The 21,301-nt window shown below is 62.8% G+C and carries 18 protein-coding genes; 6 read left to right on the top strand and 12 right to left on the bottom strand.

The features are described 5' to 3' along the window. Window positions 1-3 precede the first annotated feature (3 nt). Entirely contained in the window at window positions 4-1,512 is a 1,509-nt protein-coding gene (locus OX462_RS02150; RefSeq protein ID WP_409027658.1) for a CoA-acylating methylmalonate-semialdehyde dehydrogenase, read from the bottom strand. Window positions 1,513-1,666: 154 nt separating this feature from the next. On the opposite strand from OX462_RS02150, the gene OX462_RS02145 reads away from it, so the two are divergent. Further along, window positions 1,667-3,049: a short-chain fatty acyl-CoA regulator family protein gene (locus OX462_RS02145; RefSeq protein ID WP_070220554.1), complete on the top strand. Its 1,383-nt coding sequence runs from the start codon at window positions 1,667-1,669 to the stop codon at window positions 3,047-3,049. A 1-nt stretch (window position 3,050) separates the two neighbouring features. Here OX462_RS02145 and OX462_RS02140 read toward each other — a convergent pair whose 3' ends face one another. Genes OX462_RS02140 through OX462_RS02110 form a run of 7 tightly spaced genes read right to left on the bottom strand, consistent with a single transcriptional unit; the run spans window position 3,051 to window position 9,973 of the window. Next, window positions 3,051-4,106, bottom strand: coding sequence for an adenosine deaminase family protein (locus OX462_RS02140; protein WP_409027657.1), 1,056 nt, complete (start codon window positions 4,104-4,106; stop codon window positions 3,051-3,053). Between the two features lie 25 nt (window positions 4,107-4,131). Continuing rightward, window positions 4,132-5,076: a nucleoside hydrolase gene (locus OX462_RS02135; protein ID WP_409027656.1), complete on the bottom strand. Its 945-nt coding sequence runs from the start codon at window positions 5,074-5,076 to the stop codon at window positions 4,132-4,134. A gap of 19 nt (window positions 5,077-5,095) precedes the next feature. Then, window positions 5,096-6,127 carry an ABC transporter ATP-binding protein gene (locus OX462_RS02130; RefSeq protein WP_070220558.1) on the bottom strand — a complete coding sequence of 344 codons (1,032 nt, stop codon included), beginning with the start codon at window positions 6,125-6,127 and terminating at the stop codon, window positions 5,096-5,098. A 13-nt stretch (window positions 6,128-6,140) separates the two neighbouring features. Continuing rightward, a complete protein-coding gene (locus OX462_RS02125) occupies window positions 6,141-6,920 on the bottom strand; it encodes an ABC transporter permease (protein WP_070290842.1) in 780 nt (259 codons plus the stop codon). Next, window positions 6,917-7,756 (bottom strand): ABC transporter permease, encoded by an 840-nt coding sequence (locus OX462_RS02120; protein WP_230501731.1) that lies wholly within the window; start codon window positions 7,754-7,756, stop codon window positions 6,917-6,919. The genes OX462_RS02125 and OX462_RS02120 overlap by 4 nt, the downstream gene beginning before the upstream one ends. Before the next feature lie 21 nt (window positions 7,757-7,777). Continuing rightward, a complete protein-coding gene (locus OX462_RS02115) occupies window positions 7,778-8,800 on the bottom strand; it encodes an ABC transporter substrate-binding protein (protein ID WP_230501729.1) in 1,023 nt (340 codons plus the stop codon). 57 nt (window positions 8,801-8,857) lie between these two features. Next, the gene (locus OX462_RS02110) at window positions 8,858-9,973 is read right to left on the bottom strand and encodes a porin (protein ID WP_230501727.1); all 1,116 of its coding nucleotides are present in this window, start codon (window positions 9,971-9,973) and stop codon (window positions 8,858-8,860) included. 227 nt (window positions 9,974-10,200) lie between these two features. Between OX462_RS02110 and OX462_RS02105 the strand changes: the two genes are divergently transcribed. Beyond that, window positions 10,201-11,118 (top strand): LysR family transcriptional regulator, encoded by a 918-nt coding sequence (locus OX462_RS02105; RefSeq protein ID WP_070290839.1) that lies wholly within the window; start codon window positions 10,201-10,203, stop codon window positions 11,116-11,118. Between the two features lie 8 nt (window positions 11,119-11,126). Here the strand turns inward: OX462_RS02105 and rsmA are convergent, their stop codons facing one another. From rsmA to OX462_RS02085, 4 genes are all read right to left on the bottom strand, one after another. Next, window positions 11,127-11,906, bottom strand: coding sequence for a 16S rRNA (adenine(1518)-N(6)/adenine(1519)-N(6))-dimethyltransferase RsmA (gene rsmA / locus OX462_RS02100; protein WP_070220568.1), 780 nt, complete (start codon window positions 11,904-11,906; stop codon window positions 11,127-11,129). Window positions 11,907-11,997: 91 nt separating this feature from the next. Beyond that, on the bottom strand, window positions 11,998-13,053 hold the full coding sequence (gene pdxA / locus OX462_RS02095; protein WP_230501725.1) for a 4-hydroxythreonine-4-phosphate dehydrogenase PdxA: 1,056 nt from the start codon (window positions 13,051-13,053) through the stop codon (window positions 11,998-12,000). A 19-nt stretch (window positions 13,054-13,072) separates the two neighbouring features. Continuing rightward, window positions 13,073-14,467, bottom strand: coding sequence for a peptidylprolyl isomerase (locus OX462_RS02090; protein WP_227742060.1), 1,395 nt, complete (start codon window positions 14,465-14,467; stop codon window positions 13,073-13,075). A 103-nt stretch (window positions 14,468-14,570) separates the two neighbouring features. Further along, on the bottom strand, window positions 14,571-16,808 hold the full coding sequence (locus OX462_RS02085; protein WP_070220574.1) for an LPS-assembly protein LptD: 2,238 nt from the start codon (window positions 16,806-16,808) through the stop codon (window positions 14,571-14,573). Between the two features lie 99 nt (window positions 16,809-16,907). On the opposite strand from OX462_RS02085, the gene OX462_RS02080 reads away from it, so the two are divergent. Genes OX462_RS02080 through OX462_RS02065 form a run of 4 tightly spaced genes read left to right on the top strand, consistent with a single transcriptional unit; the run spans window position 16,908 to window position 21,214 of the window. Beyond that, window positions 16,908-17,975 carry an aminoglycoside phosphotransferase family protein gene (locus OX462_RS02080; protein WP_230501719.1) on the top strand — a complete coding sequence of 356 codons (1,068 nt, stop codon included), beginning with the start codon at window positions 16,908-16,910 and terminating at the stop codon, window positions 17,973-17,975. Between the two features lie 45 nt (window positions 17,976-18,020). Continuing rightward, window positions 18,021-18,740, top strand: a complete 720-nt coding sequence (gene murU / locus OX462_RS02075; RefSeq protein ID WP_070311748.1) for an N-acetylmuramate alpha-1-phosphate uridylyltransferase MurU — start codon at window positions 18,021-18,023, stop codon at window positions 18,738-18,740. Next, complete coding sequence (locus OX462_RS02070; protein ID WP_409028716.1) at window positions 18,740-20,062, top strand: aminopeptidase P N-terminal domain-containing protein; 1,323 nt, start codon at window positions 18,740-18,742, stop codon at window positions 20,060-20,062. Before murU ends, OX462_RS02070 begins: the two co-directional genes overlap by 1 nt. 9 nt (window positions 20,063-20,071) lie before the next feature. Then, entirely contained in the window at window positions 20,072-21,214 is a 1,143-nt protein-coding gene (locus tag OX462_RS02065; protein ID WP_409027655.1) for a UbiH/UbiF/VisC/COQ6 family ubiquinone biosynthesis hydroxylase, read from the top strand. Window positions 21,215-21,301 lie beyond the last annotated feature (87 nt).

Raw genomic sequence — 21,301 nt, 5'->3', positions numbered from 1 at the left:
TCCTTACTTGAGACTGATGGTGGTGTTGACCTTGCCCACCGAGGCCGCATCCGTGAACCAGCGCTGGGTGATCGTCTGCGTCTGCGTGTAGAACAACACGACCTGCTTGCCGAACGGGCCCAGGTCGCCCAGCTTGGAGCCGCGCGAGCCAGTAAAGCTGAACAAGGGCACGGGCACGGGAATCGGCACGTTGATGCCCACCTGGCCCACGTCGATTTCTTCCTGGAAGTAGCGCGCAGCCGCGCCGCTCTGCGTGAACAGGGCCGTGCCGTTGCCGTTCGGATTCGCGTTCACCAGCGCAATCGCTTCATCGAGCGTGTCGACTTCGACGACGATCAGGACGGGGCCAAAGATTTCCTGGTCATACACGACCATGCCGGGTTTTACGCCGGACAAGATCGTCGGGCCGACGAAGTTGCCGTTCGGATAGCCATCGACCTTCACGTCGCGGCCATCGAGCGTCAGCACGGCGCCCTGCTCCACGCCCTTGGCGATCAGGCCAAACACGCGTTCTTTCGCCGCGCACGAGATCACGGGGCCCAGGTCCGGATTATCCTTGCCCGCGCCCACCGTCAGGGTTTGCGCCTTGGCGGCCAGTTCCGGCAGCCACTCGCGCGCTTCGCCCACCAGCACGGCGACGGAAGCGGCCATGCAACGCTGGCCGGCCGCGCCGAAGCCCGCGCCCAGCAGCTGGTTCAGGGTCTGTTCTTTATTTGCATCCGGCAAGACGACGGCGTGGTTCTTGGCACCCATCATGCATTGCGCGCGCTTGCCGTTCAGGCTGGCGCGCTGGTACACATGCGTACCCACCTTGCTCGAGCCGACGAACGAAATCGCCTTGATGTCCGGATGGTCGCACAGGGCGTTGACCACGTCTTCGCCGCCGTGGATGACGTTCAACACGCCAGCCGGGATGCCCGCCTGCAAGGCCAGGCGCACGAGTTTTTCCGTCACGAGCGGATCTTGCTCCGATGGTTTCAACACGAAGGTGTTGCCGCAGGCAATCGCCATCGGGAACATCCACAGGGGGATCATGGCGGGGAAATTGAACGGGGTAATGCCGGCGCACACGCCCAGCGGCTGCATCACGCTGTAGGTGTCGACGCCGCCGGCCACGTTTTGCGCGTATTCGCCCATTTGCAGGGTGCCGATATTGGCCGCATGTTCCACCACTTCCAGGCCGCGGAAGACGTCGCCTTCCGCGTCCAGCAAAGTCTTGCCCTGTTCCATCGTCAGGGTGGCGGCCAGGTCGGCCATGTTTTCGCGGATCAGCTGCTGCAATTTCAGGAAAATGCGCGCGCGGGCGCCGATCGGCGTCTTGCGCCAGGTTTTGAAGGCGCGCTGGGCCGAGGCGATGGCCGCGTCGACTTCATCGGACGTGGCGAACGGCACCTTGGCCAGGACTTCCTGCGTGGCGGGGTTGACGACGTCGCGCCAGACGGTGGTGCGGGATTCGACCCACTCGCCGTTGATCAAGAGGGGAACGGTCGGAATTGTGTTTTGCGTGGTCACTCGGAGTCTCCTGGTTGGTATAGGTCTGTTTGCATTATTCGCACAATCCCCAACGCAAACAAGGCGTGAAAATGCGAGATAATGCAAAGACGAATCTGTTAATCTGCAAAGATTGTAAATTTGCAGATTCCACAAACGGGGAAGAGGAAACGCGATGGCAAAGGTTTTCATGGGCGTGCGCCTGCAGCGGCTGCGCGAGGAACGGCGCATGACGCAGGTGGCATTGGCCAAGGCCCTGGGCATCTCGCCCAGCTACCTGAACCAGATGGAGCGCAACCAGCGCCCGCTGACGGTGCCGATCCTGCTGCGCATCGGCACGGTGCTGGGGGTCGATCCGCAAATCTTTTCCGAACACGACAGCGCCAGCCTGGTGGCCGACGTGCGCGACGTGTTCGGCGAATTGCCCGACGCGCCGCCCACCTCGATGGCGGAATTGAAAATGCTGGTGGAAAACATGCCGGAACTGGCGCGCTCGATTTTGCTCCTGCAGCGGCGCTACCGCGTGATGGCGGAACGGGCCGATACGCTGGCCGCGCGCCTCGACGACGGCAGCCGCGGCGCCAGCTCGGCGGCCCCGTCCACGGACGAGGAAGTGCGCGAATACCTGAACCGGCGGCAAAACTACATCGATGAGCTGGACCGGGCGGCCGAACGGGTGGCGGGCGAACTCGATCCCTCCCTGCGCACGCTCGACGCGCTGCAAGGCCGGCTGCTGGAGCGCCACGGCATCCAGGTGCGCTTGTCCGATGGCGACGCGGGCATGGTGCGCAAGCACCGCTACGATGCGCAACAACACATCCTGTTTCTGCCCGACACCCTGACAGGCGGCCAGCGCGCCTTCCAGATGGCGGCGCAAATCAGCCTGCTCGAACATAGCGACCTCATCGACGCCCTGGTGCTGGCGGCGGGACTCTCGGGCGCGGCCGCGCAGACTGGCGCGCGCCTGGCGTTTTCCAATTATTTCGCCGGCGCCCTCTTGATGCCGTACCAGCGTTTTTTACAGGCGGCGGAAACGCGCGCCTACGACATCGAGCGCCTGGCGCACCAGTTCGGCGTGGGCTTCGAGGCCGTGTGCCACCGTTTGAGCACCATGCAGCGCCCCGAGGCGGCGGGGCTGCCGTTTTTCTTCGTGCGCGTCGACCGCGCGGGCAATGTCTCGAAGCGCCAGTCGGCCACGGACTTTCACTTTTCACGGGTGGGCGGCACTTGCCCGCTGTGGATCGTGTACGACGCCTTCAGCCATCCGGGCCAGGTGCTCACGCAAGTGGCCAGCATGCCCGACGGCTGCACCTATTTATGGATCGCGCGCCAGGTCAGCACGGCGTCACCGGGCTTCCGGGCGCCCGGCAAGACGTTTGCCGTGGCGCTGGGCTGCGACATCTCGCAGGCGCACCGGCTGATCTATTCGAAGGGACTCGATTTGCACGACCCTTCCAGCGCCACGCCGATCGGCACGGGCTGCAAGGTGTGCGAGCGCCAAAGCTGCCCGCAGCGGGCGTTTCCGTCGCTGCTGGCACCGCCACCGGCATCGGCCTGATTTACCCGACGACTCTTGCCCGCAACGCGTCGAATGCGCGCGCAAATTCCGCGCGCCAGTCGCGCCGCGTGGACTCGTCTATCCAGGCCGCGTCGAGGCCATTCAACATGAAGCCCCGCATGTCGTCGAGACCGAAGCCGAATTCGCGCATCATCATCCAGGCGCCCGTCGGCGTCACGTGGTGCAGGGTCGGATCGTCCGTGTTCGGATGCAGTTTCAGGCCCAGCTTGGCCATGGCGCGGATCGGGTGATCGAGCGCCCAGCGCTCGGGCGCCAGTGTGCGCAGATAATACGAATTGGTGGGCACGACGGTGAACACCAGGCCCCGCTCCACGCAACGCTGCGCCAGCTCCGGGTTATCGACGATCGTGTAGCCGTGGTCGACCCGGTCCACCTGCAATTCGTCTATCGCCGTCGCCACATTCATCCACGGCATGCCGAATTCGCCCGCATGCGCCGTGCACTTGAAGCCGGCCGCGCGCGCGGCGCGGTAGGCTTCGATGAACAGTTCGGGCGGACGGTCGTTTTCGCGGTAGTCGATGCCGATGCCGATCACTTCCGGCGCGCGGTAGGCCTTCATCCACTCCACCATCTGCACGGCTTCGGCGGGAGCCGCTTCACGGTCGATGCTGGGGATCAAGCGGCCAATCACGCCGAAATCCCTTTGCGCATCGCGGATGGCGGCCACGATGGCGTCCTGCGCCGACTCGTAGCGGATGCCCGAGACGCGCACGGTGCCGGTCGGATTCCAGAAGAATTCCGCATAGCGCACGCCGTGGCCATGCACGTCTTCCAGGTATTCATACGCGAGGCAATACAGGTCCGTCGGCGAGACGATCAGGTGCGCGTCGAGCGCGCGCAGCACGCGCAGCACGCCGACGGGCTTGTCGCCGCGTGTATAGAACGCGTCGATTTCCTCGGGAGTGACGGCATTGCCCGTCTTGGCGGCCAGCGCGCGGAAAGTGGCTTGCCGCACCGTGCCGAACAGGTGGCAATGCAGCTCCACCTTCGGCATGGCGCGTAAAAACTGTTCGATGCTCAGGGGAGAATTAGACATGAAGCTCGTTTCGTAGTGAAGTGGGTCAGACGAGAATGGCGGCCAGGCGGCGCATCAGGCGCTCGATGGCGGCCTGGCCATCGGCCAGCATCGCCACCTGCGTGTTGATGGCGGCGCGGCGCGGCACGCGGAATTCGCACACCGTCATGCCGCGCGTCAGTTCGCCCGTCAATTCGATGGCCACGTGAGCCGGCTGGAACTGGAACAGCTGCGGCGCTTCCAGGTACAGGGCCACCACGGGGTCGTACATGGGCATGGGCACGGAACCGTCGCTGCTGCGGATGCGCACATACGCTTCCAGGTAGCCGGCCAGACGTAGCGCGCGCGGCGTGCCGAGGGCGCGCAGGCGTTCCACTTCCGCATTCGTCACCAGGAGCTGGCGGCACAGGTTCAGGCCGAACATACGCAGCGGAATACCGGATTGGAACACCTGGGCGGCCGCTTCCGGGTCCGCATAGATATTGAATTCGGCCGCCGCCGTATGGTTGCCCTGGTCGGTCGAGCCGCCCATCAGGATGATCTCGACGATTTTCTCGGCGATATCGGGCGCGCGGGACAAGGCCGTGGCCAGGTTCGTCATCGGCGCGATCGCCATGATGGTGATCTGGCCGGGATGCTTGCGCACGGCGGCGATCAGCGCGTCGACGGCGTGGCCCGCAGCGTCACTGGCGGCACCGGGCGGCAGGATGTCGCCCGTGGTCGGCATGCCGCTGTCGCCCAGGATGCGCTGCGCCGTTTCGATGACGCCGGCCAGCGGTTCTTCGCAGCCGCGGTAGATCGGCACCGTCAAGCCGTCATGGGCCTTGATGCGCAAGGCGTTGTCGTAAGTGATGTCGACGGGCGCATTGCCCGCCACCACGCTCACGCCCAGCCACTCGATGTCGGGATTGCTGCCCAAGAGCAGCATCGTCAGCCAGTCGTCGAAACCGGGATCGGTGTCGAGCCAGATCTTTTTCAAGGCTTGGGTCATGATGGTCTCAGGTTAAAAATCAGGCAGCCAGCCACAGGGCGCTGTCGGACGGCAGCACGAACGAGACGGCCGTGCCTTCGCGCCAGGCGGCGCCGCCGGCCGCGCAAATGCCCTTGACCTGGCCCAGCGGCGTTTGCAGCAGGTATTCGACGGTGTCGCCCAGGAAGCCGCGCGCCAGCACGGTGCCAGGGTACTGACCTGCCGCGTCGTCGGCCGCGCAGACGCGCACCTTGTCCGGACGCCAGCCCAGCACCGTGGTGCCGGCAGCGACGGGGGACGTGTACGGCAGGCTGGCGCCGGCGTGGTGCAGCGCGCCGTCGCGGTAGTCGAACAGGTTTTCGAAACCCATGAAGTTGGCGACGAAGCGCGTGGACGGCGTATTGAAGACGGCTTCCGGCGCGGCCAGCTGCTCGATGCGCCCGCCGTTCATGACGACGATGCGGTCGGACAGGGCCAGCGCTTCTTCCTGGTCGTGCGTCACGTACAGCATGGTGATGCCCAGTTCGCGCTGGATGCGGCGCAGCTCGGCGCGCATCTGCACGCGCAGCTTGGCGTCCAGGTTCGACAGCGGTTCATCGAGCAGCAGCAGGGCCGGTTCGACGACGATGGCGCGCGCCAGCGCCACGCGCTGCTGCTGGCCGCCCGACATCTGCGCCGGCAAACGCGTCTCGAACCCCGTCAGTCCCACGGCGGCGATCACGGCTTCCACTTTCGTTTTCAGCAGCGCCGGCGCGACCTTGCGCAGGCGCAGGCCGAAGGCGATGTTGTCGTACACGTTCAAGTGCGGGAACAGCGCGTACGACTGGAAGACCATGCCGATATTGCGCTTGTTCGGCGCCAGCTTGCCGATTTCGCGGCCGTCGAGCACGATGCGGCCCGACTGCAGCGGCATCAGGCCGGCAATGGCGCGCATGGTGGTGGTCTTGCCGCAGCCGCTGGGGCCCAGCAGGGAAATCAGCTCGCCCTGCTCGACGTGCAAGTCCAGGTCTTTCACGGACGTCGTGTTCTTGGCGTAGCCGAGGTTCAGCTTGTGCAGTTCCAGATAACTCATCGTGTGTTGCCTCTTACATGTATTTAGAAATGCCCAGCACCTTTTCGGTCACCATCACGAAGGCCATGGTGAACAAGACCAGCAAGGTCGACAGGGCAGCGATCGACGGATCGAAACTGTTTTCCATATGGCCCAGCATCTCGATGGGCAAGGTGCTGATGCCGGGACCCGTGAGGAACAGCGAGACGGGCACCTGGTTGAACGAGGTGACGAAGGCGAGGAAGAAGGCGGCGATCACGGCGTTGCGGATATTCGGCAGCACGATCATGAAGAACGCGCGCAGACGCGACGCGCCCAGGGTGATGGCCGCGTCCTCGATATCGACGCGCAAATTCACCAGGCTGGCGTACACGACGCGCACCGAGTACGGAATCAGCAGCGCGATATGGCCGATCAAGAGGCCCACGTACACGGGCGCATTGATCGTCAGCACCAGGTGGTGCAGCAAGCCCAAACCGACCAGGATGGCGGGAATGATCAGCGGCGACGTCAGGATTTGCCGGATGGCGCCGATACCGGGCGGCGGCATGCGCGAAAACGCATACGCGACGGGGATGCCCAGCAACAGCGCGATGACGGTGGCGATCAGGCCGATTTCCAGGCTGGTCTGGAAGGCGCGGCGGAACTCGGGCGCAGCCCACACCTCGAGGATCCAGCGCAGCGAATACGACTCGGGCGGGAAGGCCAAGGTTTCGCCGCCGGAAAAGCCGGCCAGCACGACGATGGCAAATGGTCCCAGCAGGAACAGGAACACCAGCCATAAAACGGCACGTGAAAACAGGCTTTCTTTCATACGGAGCTCCGGCTCGAGGAAATACGTTTAAGGCCGGCATTCACCAGCAGGGTCATGCAGACGAGGATGACGGCGATGACGTTGGCCGCGCCGAAATCGCTCTCCACGCTGACCTTCTGGTACAGCAGCGTTTCCAGCATCAGCACCTTGGTGCCGCCCAAGAGGGCCGGCGTCACGTAGGCCGTCACGCAGCCCGTAAACACCAGCGTGCCGCCGACCACCAGGCCTTCCTGCGTCAGCGGCAGGGTGACCTTGCAGAATACTTGCCATGGATTCGCGCCCAAAGTCGCTGCGGCAGGTTCCACGTCGCGCGGCAGGTTTTCCAGCGCGCCCGCCAGCGACATCAGCATCAAGGGCAGCAGCAATTGCAGCAGGCCGACAAAGACGGCGAACTCGCTGAACAGCAAACGCAGCGGCTCGTCCGTGAAACCCATGTTGACGAGCGCCGCGTTGAGGGCGCCATTACGGCCCAGCAGCACGATCCACGCATAGGTACGCGCGATCGGCGAGACCATCAGCGGCAGAATCATCATGCCGACCACCAGACCGCGCCACTTCGGCGACACGCGCGCCACGGCTTGCGCGGCCGGATAGCCGAGGATGATGGACGCCAGGGTCACCAACGCGGCGATGCGCAGGGTGCGCCAGAAGATGGTGCGGTTGAATTCCTGCGAGAAGAATGCAACGAAGCGCTCAACACCCCACTGCATGCCGTCGCCGACGCGGAAGGCGTCGACCAGCAAGGCCAGCACGGGCAGCAGGAAGCAGACGACGATAAAGATCAGCGCCGGCAGGACCAGCAGCAGTCCCAGGCGCTTTTTTGGATCAGCAAACATGGTGTTTTCTCCTCGTCACCACTATTTGCTCATGGCCTTGTTCCACTGCGTCATCCAGTTGCTGCGCTGTTTGATGATGGTTTCCGGCTTGACGAACTTCAGCGAGCTGATTTGATCGGCGCCATAGGTATTGAATTGCGCGGCCGCCACCGACAGGCGCACGTCCTTGTTGACGGGCGAGTCGACCAGGTTGGTCGCCAGCTGCGTCTGCACTTCCTTGGACAGCCAGAAATCCATCAGCTGGTAGGCCAGGTCCGCGTTCTTCGAACCGGCAACGATGCCCATCACGTTCATGCCGGCCGCCTGGCCTTCGGCCGGGATGCTCCATTTCAGGGGCAGGCCCGTCTTGAGCATCTGCGACCAGGTAAAGCGCGCCACGGGCGCGGCCCAGATTTCATCCTGCGCAAACAGGGCGGCCAGCTGCGCGCTGTTTTTCGAGAACGTGACGACGTTGCCCTTCATGCCGACGATCTTGGCAAAGCCCGTGGCATAGTCGTCCGTCTTGCCGCCCCAGGCCGCGTCGGCCATGCGCAGCATCAAGGGGCCCTGCGTGGTGCTCACGTCGGGGAAGGCCACGCGGCCCTTCAGTTCGGGGCGCCACAGGTCCTTCCAGGACGTCAGCGGGGCAACCTTGTCGCTGCGGTACACCAGGCCGACCGAATACAGGGTGTAGCCGACGGCGAAGTTGCCGCCGATAGGGTTTTTCGCCACGTCGTACAGGGCTTTGTAATTGCTCAGCTTGGAGTAATCCATGGGCTGGATCACGCCCTTTTGCGCCGCTTCCAGCATGCCGGAATCGGACAGCAGCACCAGGTCGATCACCGGGTTCTTGGCGTGCACCACCAGCTTGGCGATGCGGTCCGCATTATTCCCCGTTTCCACCTTGATATCGCAACCGCATTTGGCCTTGAACGGCTCGTACACATACTTCATGAACAAGGGCTGGGCAATCGGATAGGCCGAAATGACCAGCTCGCGTTTTTCCGCGTGGGCGGCGTTGGCCAGCAAGCCTAGGCTCAACGCCAACATGAGGTGCTTTTTCAAGATGCTTCCTTTCAGGGGACGGCGCTGCGGGACAGCGCCTGTAAAGATGAATCAGTGTCAGAAATAATGTCGCATGCCAACGATCAGGACGCTTTGCGTCTTGCCGCCCGAGGCGCCGAAGCCGAACACGCGGGCGAACGTCGCATCGCCGGCCGCTTTCTGGTAGCTCCAGGTGATGGCGACATCGGTGCGCTTGGACAGGAAGTAATCGGCCTGGAAGTTAACCTGGTGCCATTTCGGCGTCTTGTTGATCACGTCATATTTACCAGTCGTATAGAAATACGACGCGCCCAGGTTCAACGCTTCCGTCAGCTTGTGGTTCACGTTCAAGTCCACGTTCTGCAGGGTCAGATTGCTTTGATCCAGGTAGTGGTAGCGCACATTGGTGTACAAGGCGCCAAACTTGGTCTTGCCCACATTATAAAAGCCTCCCGTGCCGGCGATGGCCTGGCTGTCCACGCCGGCGCCCTTGACGGCGCTCTTGTTGAAGATCAACAGGGAACTGGCATAGTCATTGCCGATGGCGCCATTCGGCGCATCGGGGCTGTTCGGGCGATCCATCTTGGTGTAGGCGACGGCCCAGCTGAAGGCATCGACCTTGTAGCCGGCGCCCATGCTGTAGACGCGGTTGCGGTTCGAATCTTCCGGGTTCTCGCTGAAACCATACAAGCCCGTGAACGACAGGTTGCTGATATTCGGGCTGACATACTTGACGGCGTTTTGCACGCGCAGGTTGTTGTAGCCATTGTCGTTGTCGCCGATGTGCACGCCGTTACTGGCGATGACCACGGGACCCAGCAGATCCTTGACGGCTTCGTACTGGCGGCCCAGGGTCAAGGTGCCCTTGTCGTTGCTGGACAAACCCACATACGACTGGCGGCCGAACAGGCGGCCGCTTTGCGAGGCCGTGCCCGTCATCACGTTAAAACCGTTTTCCAGTACGAAGATCGCCTTGGTGCCGTCGCCCAGGTCTTCCTGGCCGCGGAAACCGATGCGGGGATTCTGATTCGTGCCGCTCAGCGCATGCGTGCGGCTGCCTTTGCCCTCATCCGACACATAGCCGATACCGGCCGACAGCAGTCCATACACTTGCACGCTGCTTTGCGCCTGCGCCGCGCCGTGCGCCGCCAGCAAGCCACCCACTACCATCGTTCCCGTCATCCATTTGTTCATCGCCGCCACCCTAAAAAGAATAAACCCTGAGTTTTTTTGGAATTATTTTATTGATGCATCCCTTGCATGGCGCGCCGCCGTACGTGCCGGCACCGCATTCCAGGCGCTTCTCCCGAATATTGTTGCCTTCAAGACAAGTAAGGACCAGTCCAGAATATGGTAAATTGCGGGATAAGAAAATTTGTTTATTTTTATAAATCCATTACTTTTTCTAATAAGCAACGCCCATGCATGAACTGAGCAAGAAAATTTCCTTACGACATTTACAAGCGTTTTCCACCCTAGCCCGGGTAAACAGCTTCAGCAAGGCTGCACAGGAATTGTGCGTGACCCAGCCGGCCCTCAGCGCGTCGATCAAGCTGCTGGAAAATCAGCTGGGAAAAAAGTTGTTTAACCGCACAACCCACCAGCTGGAACTGACGCGCGAAGGCAAGCTGGCGCTCGAATACGCCACGCATTTATTGAATACGGCCAGCAACACCTTTGCCGATATCCAGCGCGCCATCGGCAGCGGCCGGCATCGCATCCGCATCGGCGCCATCCCCTCGGCCATGGCGATGACGGCCGTCGTGGTGGCGCGCTACTGCGAGCAGCATGGCGATGAAGTGGAAATCGTCCTGTCGGACATGCCCAACGATGGCTTGCTGCATGCGCTGCATTCGGGCCAGCTGGACTTTTGCGTGGGCATCGAGGTGCCCGGTTCCGTGTCGCTGGAAAGCGTGGGCCTGTTCGAAGACGAGCTGGTCTTGGTGACGGCGGGACGCCATGCGCTGGCGCCGCTCAAGGAAGTGCGCTGGGAGCAATTGGCGGGCCAGGAAATCGTCGTGTTTACCAAGGGCAGCATCTGGGAGTTCGCCTCGAGCGCCCTGCGCCAGCATGGCCTGAGCCCGTCAAACCTGTACCAGATGATCCACAGCGAGTCGCTGTACGGCGTGGTGCGCGCCGGCATCGCCGTGGGCATCATGCCCAGCCTGTACACGACGTTCCTCAACGACGAGGACCTGCATGTGGCGCCCCTGCGCCAGCCCACGTGCAAGCGCAAGATCGCCCTGATGCGGCGCAATGAAATCAGCCGCAACCACCATGTGGACGACTGTTTTTCAGCGTTGCGCCAGGATTTGCAGCAGGTCGACCAGTGGTTTTAAGTTAAAACTCAAGCAGGTGCCTTCAGCAGATTCGCCAGCGCCACGTATTGCTCCAGGCCCACGGTTTCCGGACGCAGGGTCGGATCAATGCCGGCCGCCTTGATCTGCTCTTCCGTAAACATCCCGGCCAGGCAATTGCGGATCACCTTGCGGCGCTGCGAAAAGGCCTTCATGACCACGGCTTCCAGCGTGGCCTGGTCGCATGCGAGGCGCTCGGCCACGGGGATCATGCGCACGATGGCCGATTCCACTTTCGGCGGCGGATCGAAGGCCGTCGGCGGCACGATGAACAGCAGCGACATCTTGTAGCGCCATTGCAGCATCACGGACAGGCGGCCATACGCCTTGCTGCCCGGTTCGGCTACCATGCGTTCGACCACTTCCTTTTGCAGCATGAAATGCTGGTCCTGCACCAGCGGCGCGAAGTCCGCCAGGTGAAACAGCAGGGGGCTGGAAATGTTATATGGCAAGTTGCCCACGATGCGCAGCTTCTGACCGGCTGGCACGGGGATTTGCGCGAAATCGAATTTCAGCGCGTCGCCCGAGTGGATCGTCAGCTTGGCCGGATTGAAGGTCTTTTCCAGGCGCACGATCAGGTCGCGGTCCAGTTCCACCACATGCATCTGTTTCAAATGGCGCAGCAGCTGCTCCGTCATGGCGCCCAGGCCGGGGCCGATCTCGACCATGGCATCGTCCGGCTGCGGCGCGATGGCGGCCGTGATGTCATCGAGGACGAAGCGGTCATGCAGGAAGTTCTGGCCAAAGCGTTTGCGGGCAACGTGTTTCATAATGTGTTTTCTATCAATGCGGTAAAGCCGGCACAGGCCGGCGGGATCGTTGAGCAGGCAGCGTCGGGTTACGCCTTGCGGCTAACCCGACCTACGCTCTGGTCGGGGTGCTGGCGCGCAGCATGTCGAGCGCCGTTTGCAGCGCTTGCTCCATGCTGTGGCAATCGGCCAGGCCCAGCCCTTGCGCGGCCAGGTCCAGCGCCGTGCCATGGTCGACCGAGGTGCGGATCAGCGGCAAGCCCAGGGTGATATTGATGCCGCGCCCGAAGGTCGCGTATTTCAGCACCGGCAAGCCCTGGTCGTGGTACATGGCCAGCACGCAGTCGGCGTCCGCCAGGTATTTGTGCTGGAACAAGGTGTCGGCCGGGTACGGTCCGCGCGCATCGATGCCGCGCGCTTGCGCCGCGGCAATCGCCGGGGTGATGACATCGATTTCCTCGCGTCCCAGATACCCGCCCTCGCCCGCGTGCGGGTTCAGGCCGGTGACGAGGATGCGCGGCGCGGCGATGCCGAATTTCTGTTGCAAATCAAGCTGAATGATATCCAGCGTGACGGCCAGGCTGTCCATCGTGATGGCAGCGGACACGTCCTTCAATGGCAAATGCGTGGTGGCCAGCGCCACGCGCAGGGTCGGCTCGCCGTGGCCCGGTTCGCCGGCCAGCATCATCACCACTTGCGGCGTGCCGGTTTTTTCTGCCAGGTATTCCGTATGGCCGGAAAAGGCCACGCCCGCGTCGTTGATCGTGCTCTTCTGCAAGGGGGCCGTGACCATGGCGCCAAACCAGCCCGCCTGGACACCCTCCACGGCCGCGTCCAGGGTAGCGAGCACGGAACGCCCGTTTTCCTTGTCCAGCACGCCAGGAATGACATTGTTCACAGTGGGAATATCGATCACGGCCAGGCGGCCGGGACCGAACTGGGGCAAGCCGCTGTTGCGCACGGCTTGCAGCGACAGCGCCGCCAGGCGGATCTCCGGATCGATCAGGCTGGCCGTCAGCGCCAGGAAGGCGGCGTCGCCCAGCAGGATGCAGTTGACTTCATTGCGCATGGCCCAGGCGGCGCGTATCGAGATTTCCGGACCGACACCGGCCGGTTCGCCACAGGTAATGGCGATGGCCGGGCGGCGTACAACAGGCAAGTTACTCATGCGCAATCAGTCAGCAGCATTACTGGTCGTCCGCGCGGAATTCGACGTAAGCACGGTCGCGCACTTCGCGCGCCCAGTTTTCCGTCGCTTCTTCCAGCTTGCGTTCGCGCAAGGCATTGCGTGCGGCAGCGCGTTTCTTCTCTTTCGAGACGTCGTCGCTCTTACGTTCCAGCACTTCGATCAGATGGAAGCCAAAGCTCGATTCGATCGGCTGGCTCACTTCGCCCGGTTTCAGCGCATTCATCGCCGTTTCAAATTCCGGCACGGTGTCGCCCGGATACAGCCAGCCCAGGTCGCCGCCCTTGGCCGCGGAACCGTCGTTCGAGAACAAACGGGCCAGGTCTTCGAACTTGGCGGCCTTGTTGTCGAGACGTTCTTTCAATTCCAGCAGTTTGCGCTTGGCTTCGGCCGCCGACAGGGTTGGCGTCACTTTCAGCAGGATATGGCGGGCATGCGTCTGCTGCACGGCGGCGACAGCTTGTGCCTCGGCAGCGCTGCGGCGGTCCACCAGTTTCAGGATATGGAAGCCCGTGTTGCTCTTGATGATAGGCGTGATCTGGCCAGGCTTCAATTTCAGCAACTGTTCCGTGAACAGGGGCGGCAGGCGGTCGCTCTGGCGCCAGCCGATATCGCCGCCGCTCAGCGCATCGCTGGCGTCGGAATAGGTGGCGGCCATCTTGGCGAAATCGGCGCCCGTGCGCAACTGGCGGCTGACTTCTTCGGCGCGCGCGCGGCGTGCGGCGATTTGTTCGGGGCTGGAATTTTCCGGAATGCGCACGAGAATTTGCGCCAGGTTCAGCTCTACCTGTTCGCTGGCTGCCGCTTTTTCCGCTTCCAGAAAGTTATCCACTTCGGAATCGGAAATCTGGATCTTCGCGTCGACTTCGTGCTCGCGCAGGCGCTGCATGATGATTTCATCGCGGATTTCTTCGCGGAAGGTCGCAAACGGCGTGCCTTCCTTTTCCATCTGGTTGCGCAGCTCTTGCACCGTCATCTTTTGCTGTTCAGCAATACGGCCAATCGCGCGGTCCAGGGTCAGGTCATCCACGCGCACACCCATTTCCTTGGCCAGCTGCATTTGCGCGCGCTCGACAATCATGCGTTCGAGCAACTGGCGGCGCAGGTCGGCAGGGTCGGGAAGCGGGATATTCTGCGCCTTCATGCGCTGCTCCACGCTCTTGATGCGGGCCGCCACTTCATTGCGCGTGATCACATCGTCATTGACGACAACGGCGATGGAGTCGATGGTCTGGCCACTGCTCGACGCAGGGGGCGTGAAGCCCTTGACTGGCGCTGGGGCAGCGGCAGCAGGCTTGGCCGCAGGCGCTGGCGCAGCCTGTTGCGCCCAGACACTACTGGTCGTGGCGCCGGAAATGGCGCACAACAAAACCGTTGCAATTTTGAGTTGGTGCATACTGGCATTACGCATAATGTGTAGAGCGCTCATGAGTTCAGGTGAATAAAAAAACCGGTTTGTGCCAGCGCCGGGGACACCGGCGGCGGCAACGGTGACTATCTTAACGGAGTGGCTGGCTCAATGTCTGGTAACCAGGGATAGTTTTTGTAAAAGTTTCCAGGCCATTCGCACCCAGGCCCAGGCCACTCGACAAGCCCGTCAATTCCAGCTGGAAGAAGATCGGCGTCGAGACAGTCTTGGTCGTCGTCACGAAACGCTGCGCCCCCATGCGGAACACCCAGCAGTCGCCCTTGTATTCGAGGCCGACCAGGCTTTCCAGCATGCTGCGATCCTTGATGGAGTAACTGATGCGGCCCACGCCATACAGGCGGTCCGTCAACGGCCACTGCGTCGACACTTCCGCATTACGCAGCACGCCACGTTGAAAACGGTTACTGAAATTCAATACTTTCTTGGCACCAGGCTGATATTGCAAGGTGTAGTTGTAGCTCATCAACTGGCGATCGCTGGGATTGTACTGCACCAGACTGTCGACGGTCCAAGTCTCGGACACGCGGCCCGTTGCGGCCAGCAGGATATCGGAACGCGACTGGTTGACGGGCGTCGTCGAATTGAGCTGCACGCGCTGGTCGGCAAAATAGAAACGCTGACCGAAGGTCAGGCGCATGCGCTCCGTGCCGTCCGATTGCAGGAAACGCGATACGACGGCGGCCGTGACCTGGTTGGCGTCGCCGATGCGGTCGCTGCCGACAAAACGGTTTTCCGTGAAGATTTGCGTCAGGTTGAACGTCCCATCGGCCGTATCGAAGTTCGGAAACTGCGACTGGTCGCGGTACGGCGTGTAGACGTAGAACAGGCGCGGCTCCAGGGTTTGCGTGCCGCCCTTGGTGCCAAACAGATTCGTGTCGCGTTCAAACACCAGGCCGCTGTCGACCGAGAAGGTCGGCACGGCGCGCGTAAACGAGGTGGTTTTAAACAGCGCCTTGGTCCGGGCGTCATTGTCGAGCTGATACGCGCTGGCATTGAGCATCAGCTTGGGCGTGATGAAGTAGCCAGGGCGCATGATGGGAAAACTCACCTGCGGCACGGCCACGAGACGCGAGCCTTGCACCTGTGTCGGATGCGCGAAGCGCGTCGCTTCCGCGTCAAAGGTCCAGTCGAAACCGCCCCAGACATCGTATTTGCCAGCATGGAAGTTCACCGCCGGCAAACGGTCATACGGGCGTGGCACGACCACGTTGGGATCGGGATCCTGCAGCACCTGGTAATTCTGCACGCGCGCCGTCAGGCTCCAGTCCTCGGTACGGTAATCGGTGCGCAATTCGCGCAGCAACTGGCGCTCGGTGGCGGTGGCGACGGTTTTCGAAAAATCGTTCGGGTAATTATCGTCCGACGCCTCGCGCAGATCCCAGCTGTAAGTCCAGCCCTTGGCCAGCGCCTGCTCATGCTTGGACTTGATCATGTAGCGGTTGGTCTTGGTCTGCTTGTCGTTCGGCAAAAATTCAAACGACGTTTCACCGCTGTACAAGCCGGCATCCGTCTCGCCCATGTAGCGGCCCGTCGCACCGAGCTGAATGCCGCGCCGCTGGATGTAGCGCGGATACAGAGTCAGGTCGCGGTTCGGCGCGATGTTCACGTAATACGGCATCAGCAGCTCGAAACCGTTCTTCGAGGCAAAGCCCGGCGTGGGCGCCAGCCAGCCCGAGCGGCGCGCACCCGACAACGAAAACGACATGCCCGGCGTGCCCAGGATCGGCACGTCCTTGAAATAGATGATGGTCTTGCTGCCCGTGCCCACGTCGCGGCCCGTATCGAGGTTCAAGGTGCTCGATTTCAGGTACCAGTCCGGATTCGGCCCTTCGCAGGTACTGTAGGTGCCTTCGATAACATTGGCTTCGTCTGGATTGATGAAGTCGACGCGCTCGGCCTTGCCCTGGCCGCCGCCCACTGCGAAGCGGTAAGTCGGGTTGAGCAGGAAACCCTTGCCGGTCTCCATGTTCAGCTTCAGGACGTCACCCGTGTAGTAATCGCCGAAACGCCACATCTTGATATGGCCCTCGGCGTCGAACTGATCTTCAACTTGTTTGTAACAAGCTGTATCGGCCGTCATTTTTGTGGTTTTTCCGCGCTCAATCACGACATTCTGGTCGAGATTGATCTCTCTTTCCGGTCGACCGTTCATGCTGTTCGCCGTCATGACGGTAGGCGCGTCGGGATCTTCCACATGAACCGGACGCGGTGCTTTCTGGGCGTGGACAGGCACCGTCGTGGCGGCGACGAGCGCGCTGATGGCGAAAGCCCAGCGCTGCGAAGGGGGGGAGGCCGAAAACCAGCTCATGAATTGGAAGGGGCAAGCACCATTGACAGGCGATTTTTTGATTTGAATCCCTTATTATATGGGAATCTGCACCATCAACCCGATTCCACAGGCCGCTTAATGTCATTCTCCCCCAATTCCTCCACCGCGCCGGTCTCCGCCGACGCTCGCCTGACCCTGTTGAAAGCCTGGTTGACCTCGCTTAACCTCGTCGCGCCCGAATCCGCCCGTCCCGCTTCCAGCGATGCCAGCTTCCGCCGCTACTACCGTCTCGATGTGCTGCCAAGCAACACAACATTGCCAGGAAAGACACTGATCGCCATGGATGCGCCGCCCGAGCGCGAAAACGTGCCCGCCTTTGTCAAGGTGGCCGGCTTGCTGAAAGGCGCCGGCGTGTCCGTGCCCGAAATCATCGCGCAAGACCTGGAACAGGGCTTCCTGCTGCTGTCCGACCTGGGCACGACCACGTATCTGGACGCCCTGAACCACGACAACGCCAGCGTGCTGTACGCCGAAGCGCTGGAATCCTTGATGAAAATCCAGCTGGCCAGCGCCCCCGACGTGCTGCCCGAATTCGACCGCGCCTTCATCCTGCGCGAAATGAATCTGTTCCCGGAATGGTTCATCGGCAAGCACCTGGGCGCCACCTTGACGGATGTGCAACAAACCCAGCTGGACAAGGTCTTCGAAGCCATCACAGCGAATATCTTGTCGCAGCAGCAAGTATTCATGCACCGCGACTACCATTCGCGCAATTTGATGCACATCAACGATGGTTCGATCCCCAATCCCGGCATCCTCGACTTCCAGGACGCCGTCTTCGGCCCCGTCACCTACGACATCGCCTCGCTGCTGCGCGACGCGTATATCCAGTGGGACGAGGAACTGGTGCTCGACTGGGTGATCCGCTACTGGCAGCGCGCCAAGCAGCTGGGCTTGCCGGTGAATCCCGACATCGATGCCTTCTACCGCGATTTCGAATTCACGGCCCTGCAGCGCCACCTGAAAATCCTCGGCCTGTTCGCGCGCCTGAACTACCGCGACGGCAAGGATCTGTACATGGGCGACCTGCCGACCGTGCTCGACTACGTGCGCAAGACGGCCAACCGCTACACGGAACTCAAGCCGCTGGTGCGCTTATTGGACGCCCTGGAAAACAAGACCCCACAAGTGGGCTATACATTCTGATGACTTCAGAGCAATTTACAAAATAAATCAGAAAACGAGTATTCCATGAAAGCCATGATCTTTGCCGCAGGCCGCGGTGAACGGATGCGTCCGCTTACCGATACCTGTCCCAAACCGCTGCTGAAAGTGCGCGGCCGTCCGCTGATCGTCTGGCATGTGCTGAATCTGGTGCGCGCCGGCATCACGGACATCGTCATCAACCATTCCCACCTGGGCCATTTGATCGAGGAAACCCTGGGCGACGGCAGCGCGTATGGCGCGCGCATCGCGTATTCGCCCGAGACCACGCCGCTGGAAACGGCGGGCGGCATCGCCCAGGCGCGCCACTTGCTGGGCGAGGAACCGTTCCTCGCCATTTCCGGCGACATCTATTGCCCGTATTTCGACTTCAAGCAAGTGCTCGACGTGCTGGCCGACAAGGATGTGCTGGGCACGCCGTATCCGGCCGACCAGCGCGACATCGCCTGGACCTACCTGGTGCCCAATCCCGACTTCCATCCCAAGGGCGACTTCGGCCTGACCTTGTTCTCGATCAACAATACAGACGAAACCAAGTGGACCTTCGCCAACATCGGCGTGTACCGTCCTGAAATGTTCGACGGCATCGCGCCCGGCAGCCACGCCAGACTGGGCGATTTGCTGCGCCAGTACGCGGACCAAGGCCGCGTGGGCGGCGAAGTCTATACCGGAGAGTGGACGAATGTGGGTACGCCGGCGCAGCTCGACGTACTCAACGGTGTGGCAGCGAAGGCGCCAGCGGCATGATGGCCAATTACGCGGCACGGCGCGCGGCGCTGCTGGCGCAGATGCTGCCGGGCAGCGTGGCCATCCTCGCCACGGCGCCCGAAGTGCCGCGCAACAGCGATTGCGATTATCCGTACCGCCACGACAGCTATTTCTATTACCTGAGCGGCTTTACGGAACCCGACAGCGCCGTGGCCCTCGTGGCCGCCAGCGCCACAGCCCCGGCGCGCGCCATCCTGTTTTGCCGCGCCAAGAATACGGAGCGCGAAATCTGGGACGGTTTCCGCCACGGCCCCGAGGCGGCGCGCATCAGCTTCGGCTTTGACAGCGCCTTCCCCATCGAGGAACTCGACGTCGAAATGACGCGCCTGCTGGCCGACTCTCCCGCCATCTACTATGCGCTGGGCGGGAGCCTTGATGCGCAGGTGAAGCTCTGGCGGCACAACGTGCGGCAAAAGGCCCGCAGCGGCGTCACGGCGCCCGCCATCGCGCATGACATCAATGGCATGCTCGACGCCATGCGCCTGCTGAAAGACACGCAGGAACAGCAGCTGATGCGCCGCGCCGCCGCCATTTCCAGCGCCGCGCACGTACGCGCCATGCGCGCCACGCGGCCCGGCCTGCACGAATATGCGCTGGAAGCGGAGCTGCTGTACGAATTCCGGCGCAGCGGCGCGCAGTTTCCCGCCTATTCCTCCATCGTCGCCGGCGGCGGCAACGCCTGCATCCTGCACTACAGCGCCAATAACGCGGTATTAAAAGACGGCGAGCTGGTCTTGATCGACGCCGGCTGCGAACTCGATGGCTATGCCTCGGACATCACGCGTACCTGGCCCGTCAACGGCCGTTTCAGCGGCCCGCAGCGGGCGCTGTACGAACTGGTGCTGGCGGCCCAGCAGGCGGCGCTGGACATGGTGCGCCCCGGCTTGCCGCACAGCGCCATCCACGAAGCGGCCGTGCAAGTGCTGGCGCAAGGCATGCTCGACCTGGGTTTGCTGGACCGGCAAAAAAGCGGCGGCGTGCAGGACGTCATCGCCAACAAGGCCTATATGCCCTTCTACATGCACGGCACCAGCCACTGGCTGGGCATGGACGTGCACGACGTGGGCGCCTACCGCGACACGGATGCGCCCGGCAAGCCTTGGCGCGCTTTGGCACCGGGCATGGTGCTGACGGTCGAACCGGGCATCTACGTGCGTCCGGGTACGGGCGTGCCGGAGCAGTTCTGGCATACCGGCATACGCATCGAAGACGATGTGCTGGTCACGCCGCAAGGCCATGAAGTCTTCAGCTCGGCGCCCAGGAGCGTCGCTGAAATCGAACAACTGATGTCACAGGATTAACCCCGCCGCATGCATACACCGTCCACTTTCGATCTCGCCATCTGCGGCGCCGGCCCCGTCGGCATGGCGCTGGCCGCCCTGCTGGTACAGCGCGGCAGCCGCGCCGCCGGCATCGCCCTGCTCGACGCCAAATCCATCGAACAGGCCCGGCGCGACCCGCGCACCATCGCCCTGTCGCACGGCAGCCGCCAGATACTCGAAGAAGCGGGCGCCTGGCCCGTCGAGGCGACGCCTATCCACCAGATCCACGTGTCGCGCCGCGGCCAGTTCGGGCGCAGCCTGATGGACCGCAGCGAGCATGGCGTCGAGGCGCTCGGCTACGTGGCCCGTTACGGCGCCGTCGTCAGCGCGCTGGCCGACGTGTGCGAGCGCCTGGGCGTGACCAGCCTGCGTCCGGCGCTGGTGACGGGCAGCACGGAGGATGCCGATGGCGTGTCCGTGCAGATCGACCAGGCGGGCGCCGCGTCGAGCTTGCGCGCCAGCCTGCTGGTGCAGGCCGAGGGCGGCCTGTTCGGCCAGCAGCCGGAACGCGCCGTCAGCCGCGATTATGGCCAAAGCGCCATCATTGCCCATGTGCGTACAAGCGCTCCCATCGCCCACCGCGCCTACGAGCGCTTCACCGACGAAGGTCCGCTGGCGCTGCTGCCGCAGGACGACGGCTACGCGCTGGTGTGGTGCGTTCCGCCCACGCGCGCCGAACAATTGCTGGCCCTGGACGACGCTGCCTTCCTGGCGCGCCTGGGCGCCGCCTTCGGCAGCCGCCTGGGACGCTTTAGCCACACGACGGCGCGCCTGGCCTATCCGCTGGGCCTGAACGCGCAGGCGAACGGCACGGCGCGCACGGTCGCCATCGGCAATGCGGCGCAAACCCTGCATCCGGTGGCGGGACAGGGCTTGAACCTGGGCCTGCGCGACGCCGCCGTGCTGGCCCGCGTGCTGGCGCAGAACAGCAGCCCGGCCGGGCTGGAACGCTACGCCAGCCTGCGCCAGGCCGACCGGGGCCTGACCGTGCGCGTCACCGACACCATGGCGCGCATCTTCACGGGCAGCGCCCCCACGCAAGGCTTGCTGGGTCTGTCGCTGGGCTTGCTGGACGTTTTCAGCCCCGCGCGCAAAAGCCTGGCCACCCTGATGATGTACGGCCGCCGCTGAACCTTAACAATAAGTAAAGGGCACGGGCGAAAAAGAAACAGGGAACATCTCCGGCATGGAGTAAACGGCCTGCGGATGCGACAATGG

Origin of the sequence: Janthinobacterium aestuarii (assembly GCF_046113285.1) — a bacterium.
In the GTDB taxonomy this organism is placed as follows: domain Bacteria; phylum Pseudomonadota; class Gammaproteobacteria; order Burkholderiales; family Burkholderiaceae_D; genus Janthinobacterium.
Note: the sequence above shows the minus strand (reverse complement) of the source record. Positions and strands in the feature narration are given on the sequence as shown.

What these genes read in the sequence shown, in the direction of transcription:
- OX462_RS02145 (WP_070220554.1), top strand. Translation starts at nt 1,667, where the DNA reads ATGGCAAAGGTTTTCATGGGCGTGCGCCTGCAGCGGCTGCGCGAGGAA.
- OX462_RS02140 (WP_409027657.1), bottom strand. Translation starts at nt 4,106, where the DNA reads ATGTCTAATTCTCCCCTGAGCATCGAACAGTTTTTACGCGCCATGCCG.
- OX462_RS02135 (WP_409027656.1), bottom strand. Translation starts at nt 5,076, where the DNA reads ATGACCCAAGCCTTGAAAAAGATCTGGCTCGACACCGATCCCGGTTTC.
- OX462_RS02130 (WP_070220558.1), bottom strand. Translation starts at nt 6,127, where the DNA reads ATGAGTTATCTGGAACTGCACAAGCTGAACCTCGGCTACGCCAAGAAC.
- OX462_RS02125 (WP_070290842.1), bottom strand. Translation starts at nt 6,920, where the DNA reads ATGAAAGAAAGCCTGTTTTCACGTGCCGTTTTATGGCTGGTGTTCCTG.
- OX462_RS02120 (WP_230501731.1), bottom strand. Translation starts at nt 7,756, where the DNA reads ATGTTTGCTGATCCAAAAAAGCGCCTGGGACTGCTGCTGGTCCTGCCG.
- OX462_RS02110 (WP_230501727.1), bottom strand. Translation starts at nt 9,973, where the DNA reads ATGAACAAATGGATGACGGGAACGATGGTAGTGGGTGGCTTGCTGGCG.
- OX462_RS02105 (WP_070290839.1), top strand. Translation starts at nt 10,201, where the DNA reads ATGCATGAACTGAGCAAGAAAATTTCCTTACGACATTTACAAGCGTTT.
- rsmA (WP_070220568.1), bottom strand. Translation starts at nt 11,906, where the DNA reads ATGAAACACGTTGCCCGCAAACGCTTTGGCCAGAACTTCCTGCATGAC.
- pdxA (WP_230501725.1), bottom strand. Translation starts at nt 13,053, where the DNA reads ATGAGTAACTTGCCTGTTGTACGCCGCCCGGCCATCGCCATTACCTGT.
- OX462_RS02090 (WP_227742060.1), bottom strand. Translation starts at nt 14,467, where the DNA reads ATGCACCAACTCAAAATTGCAACGGTTTTGTTGTGCGCCATTTCCGGC.
- OX462_RS02085 (WP_070220574.1), bottom strand. Translation starts at nt 16,808, where the DNA reads ATGAGCTGGTTTTCGGCCTCCCCCCCTTCGCAGCGCTGGGCTTTCGCC.
- OX462_RS02080 (WP_230501719.1), top strand. Translation starts at nt 16,908, where the DNA reads ATGTCATTCTCCCCCAATTCCTCCACCGCGCCGGTCTCCGCCGACGCT.
- murU (WP_070311748.1), top strand. Translation starts at nt 18,021, where the DNA reads ATGAAAGCCATGATCTTTGCCGCAGGCCGCGGTGAACGGATGCGTCCG.
- OX462_RS02070 (WP_409028716.1), top strand. Translation starts at nt 18,740, where the DNA reads ATGGCCAATTACGCGGCACGGCGCGCGGCGCTGCTGGCGCAGATGCTG.
- OX462_RS02065 (WP_409027655.1), top strand. Translation starts at nt 20,072, where the DNA reads ATGCATACACCGTCCACTTTCGATCTCGCCATCTGCGGCGCCGGCCCC.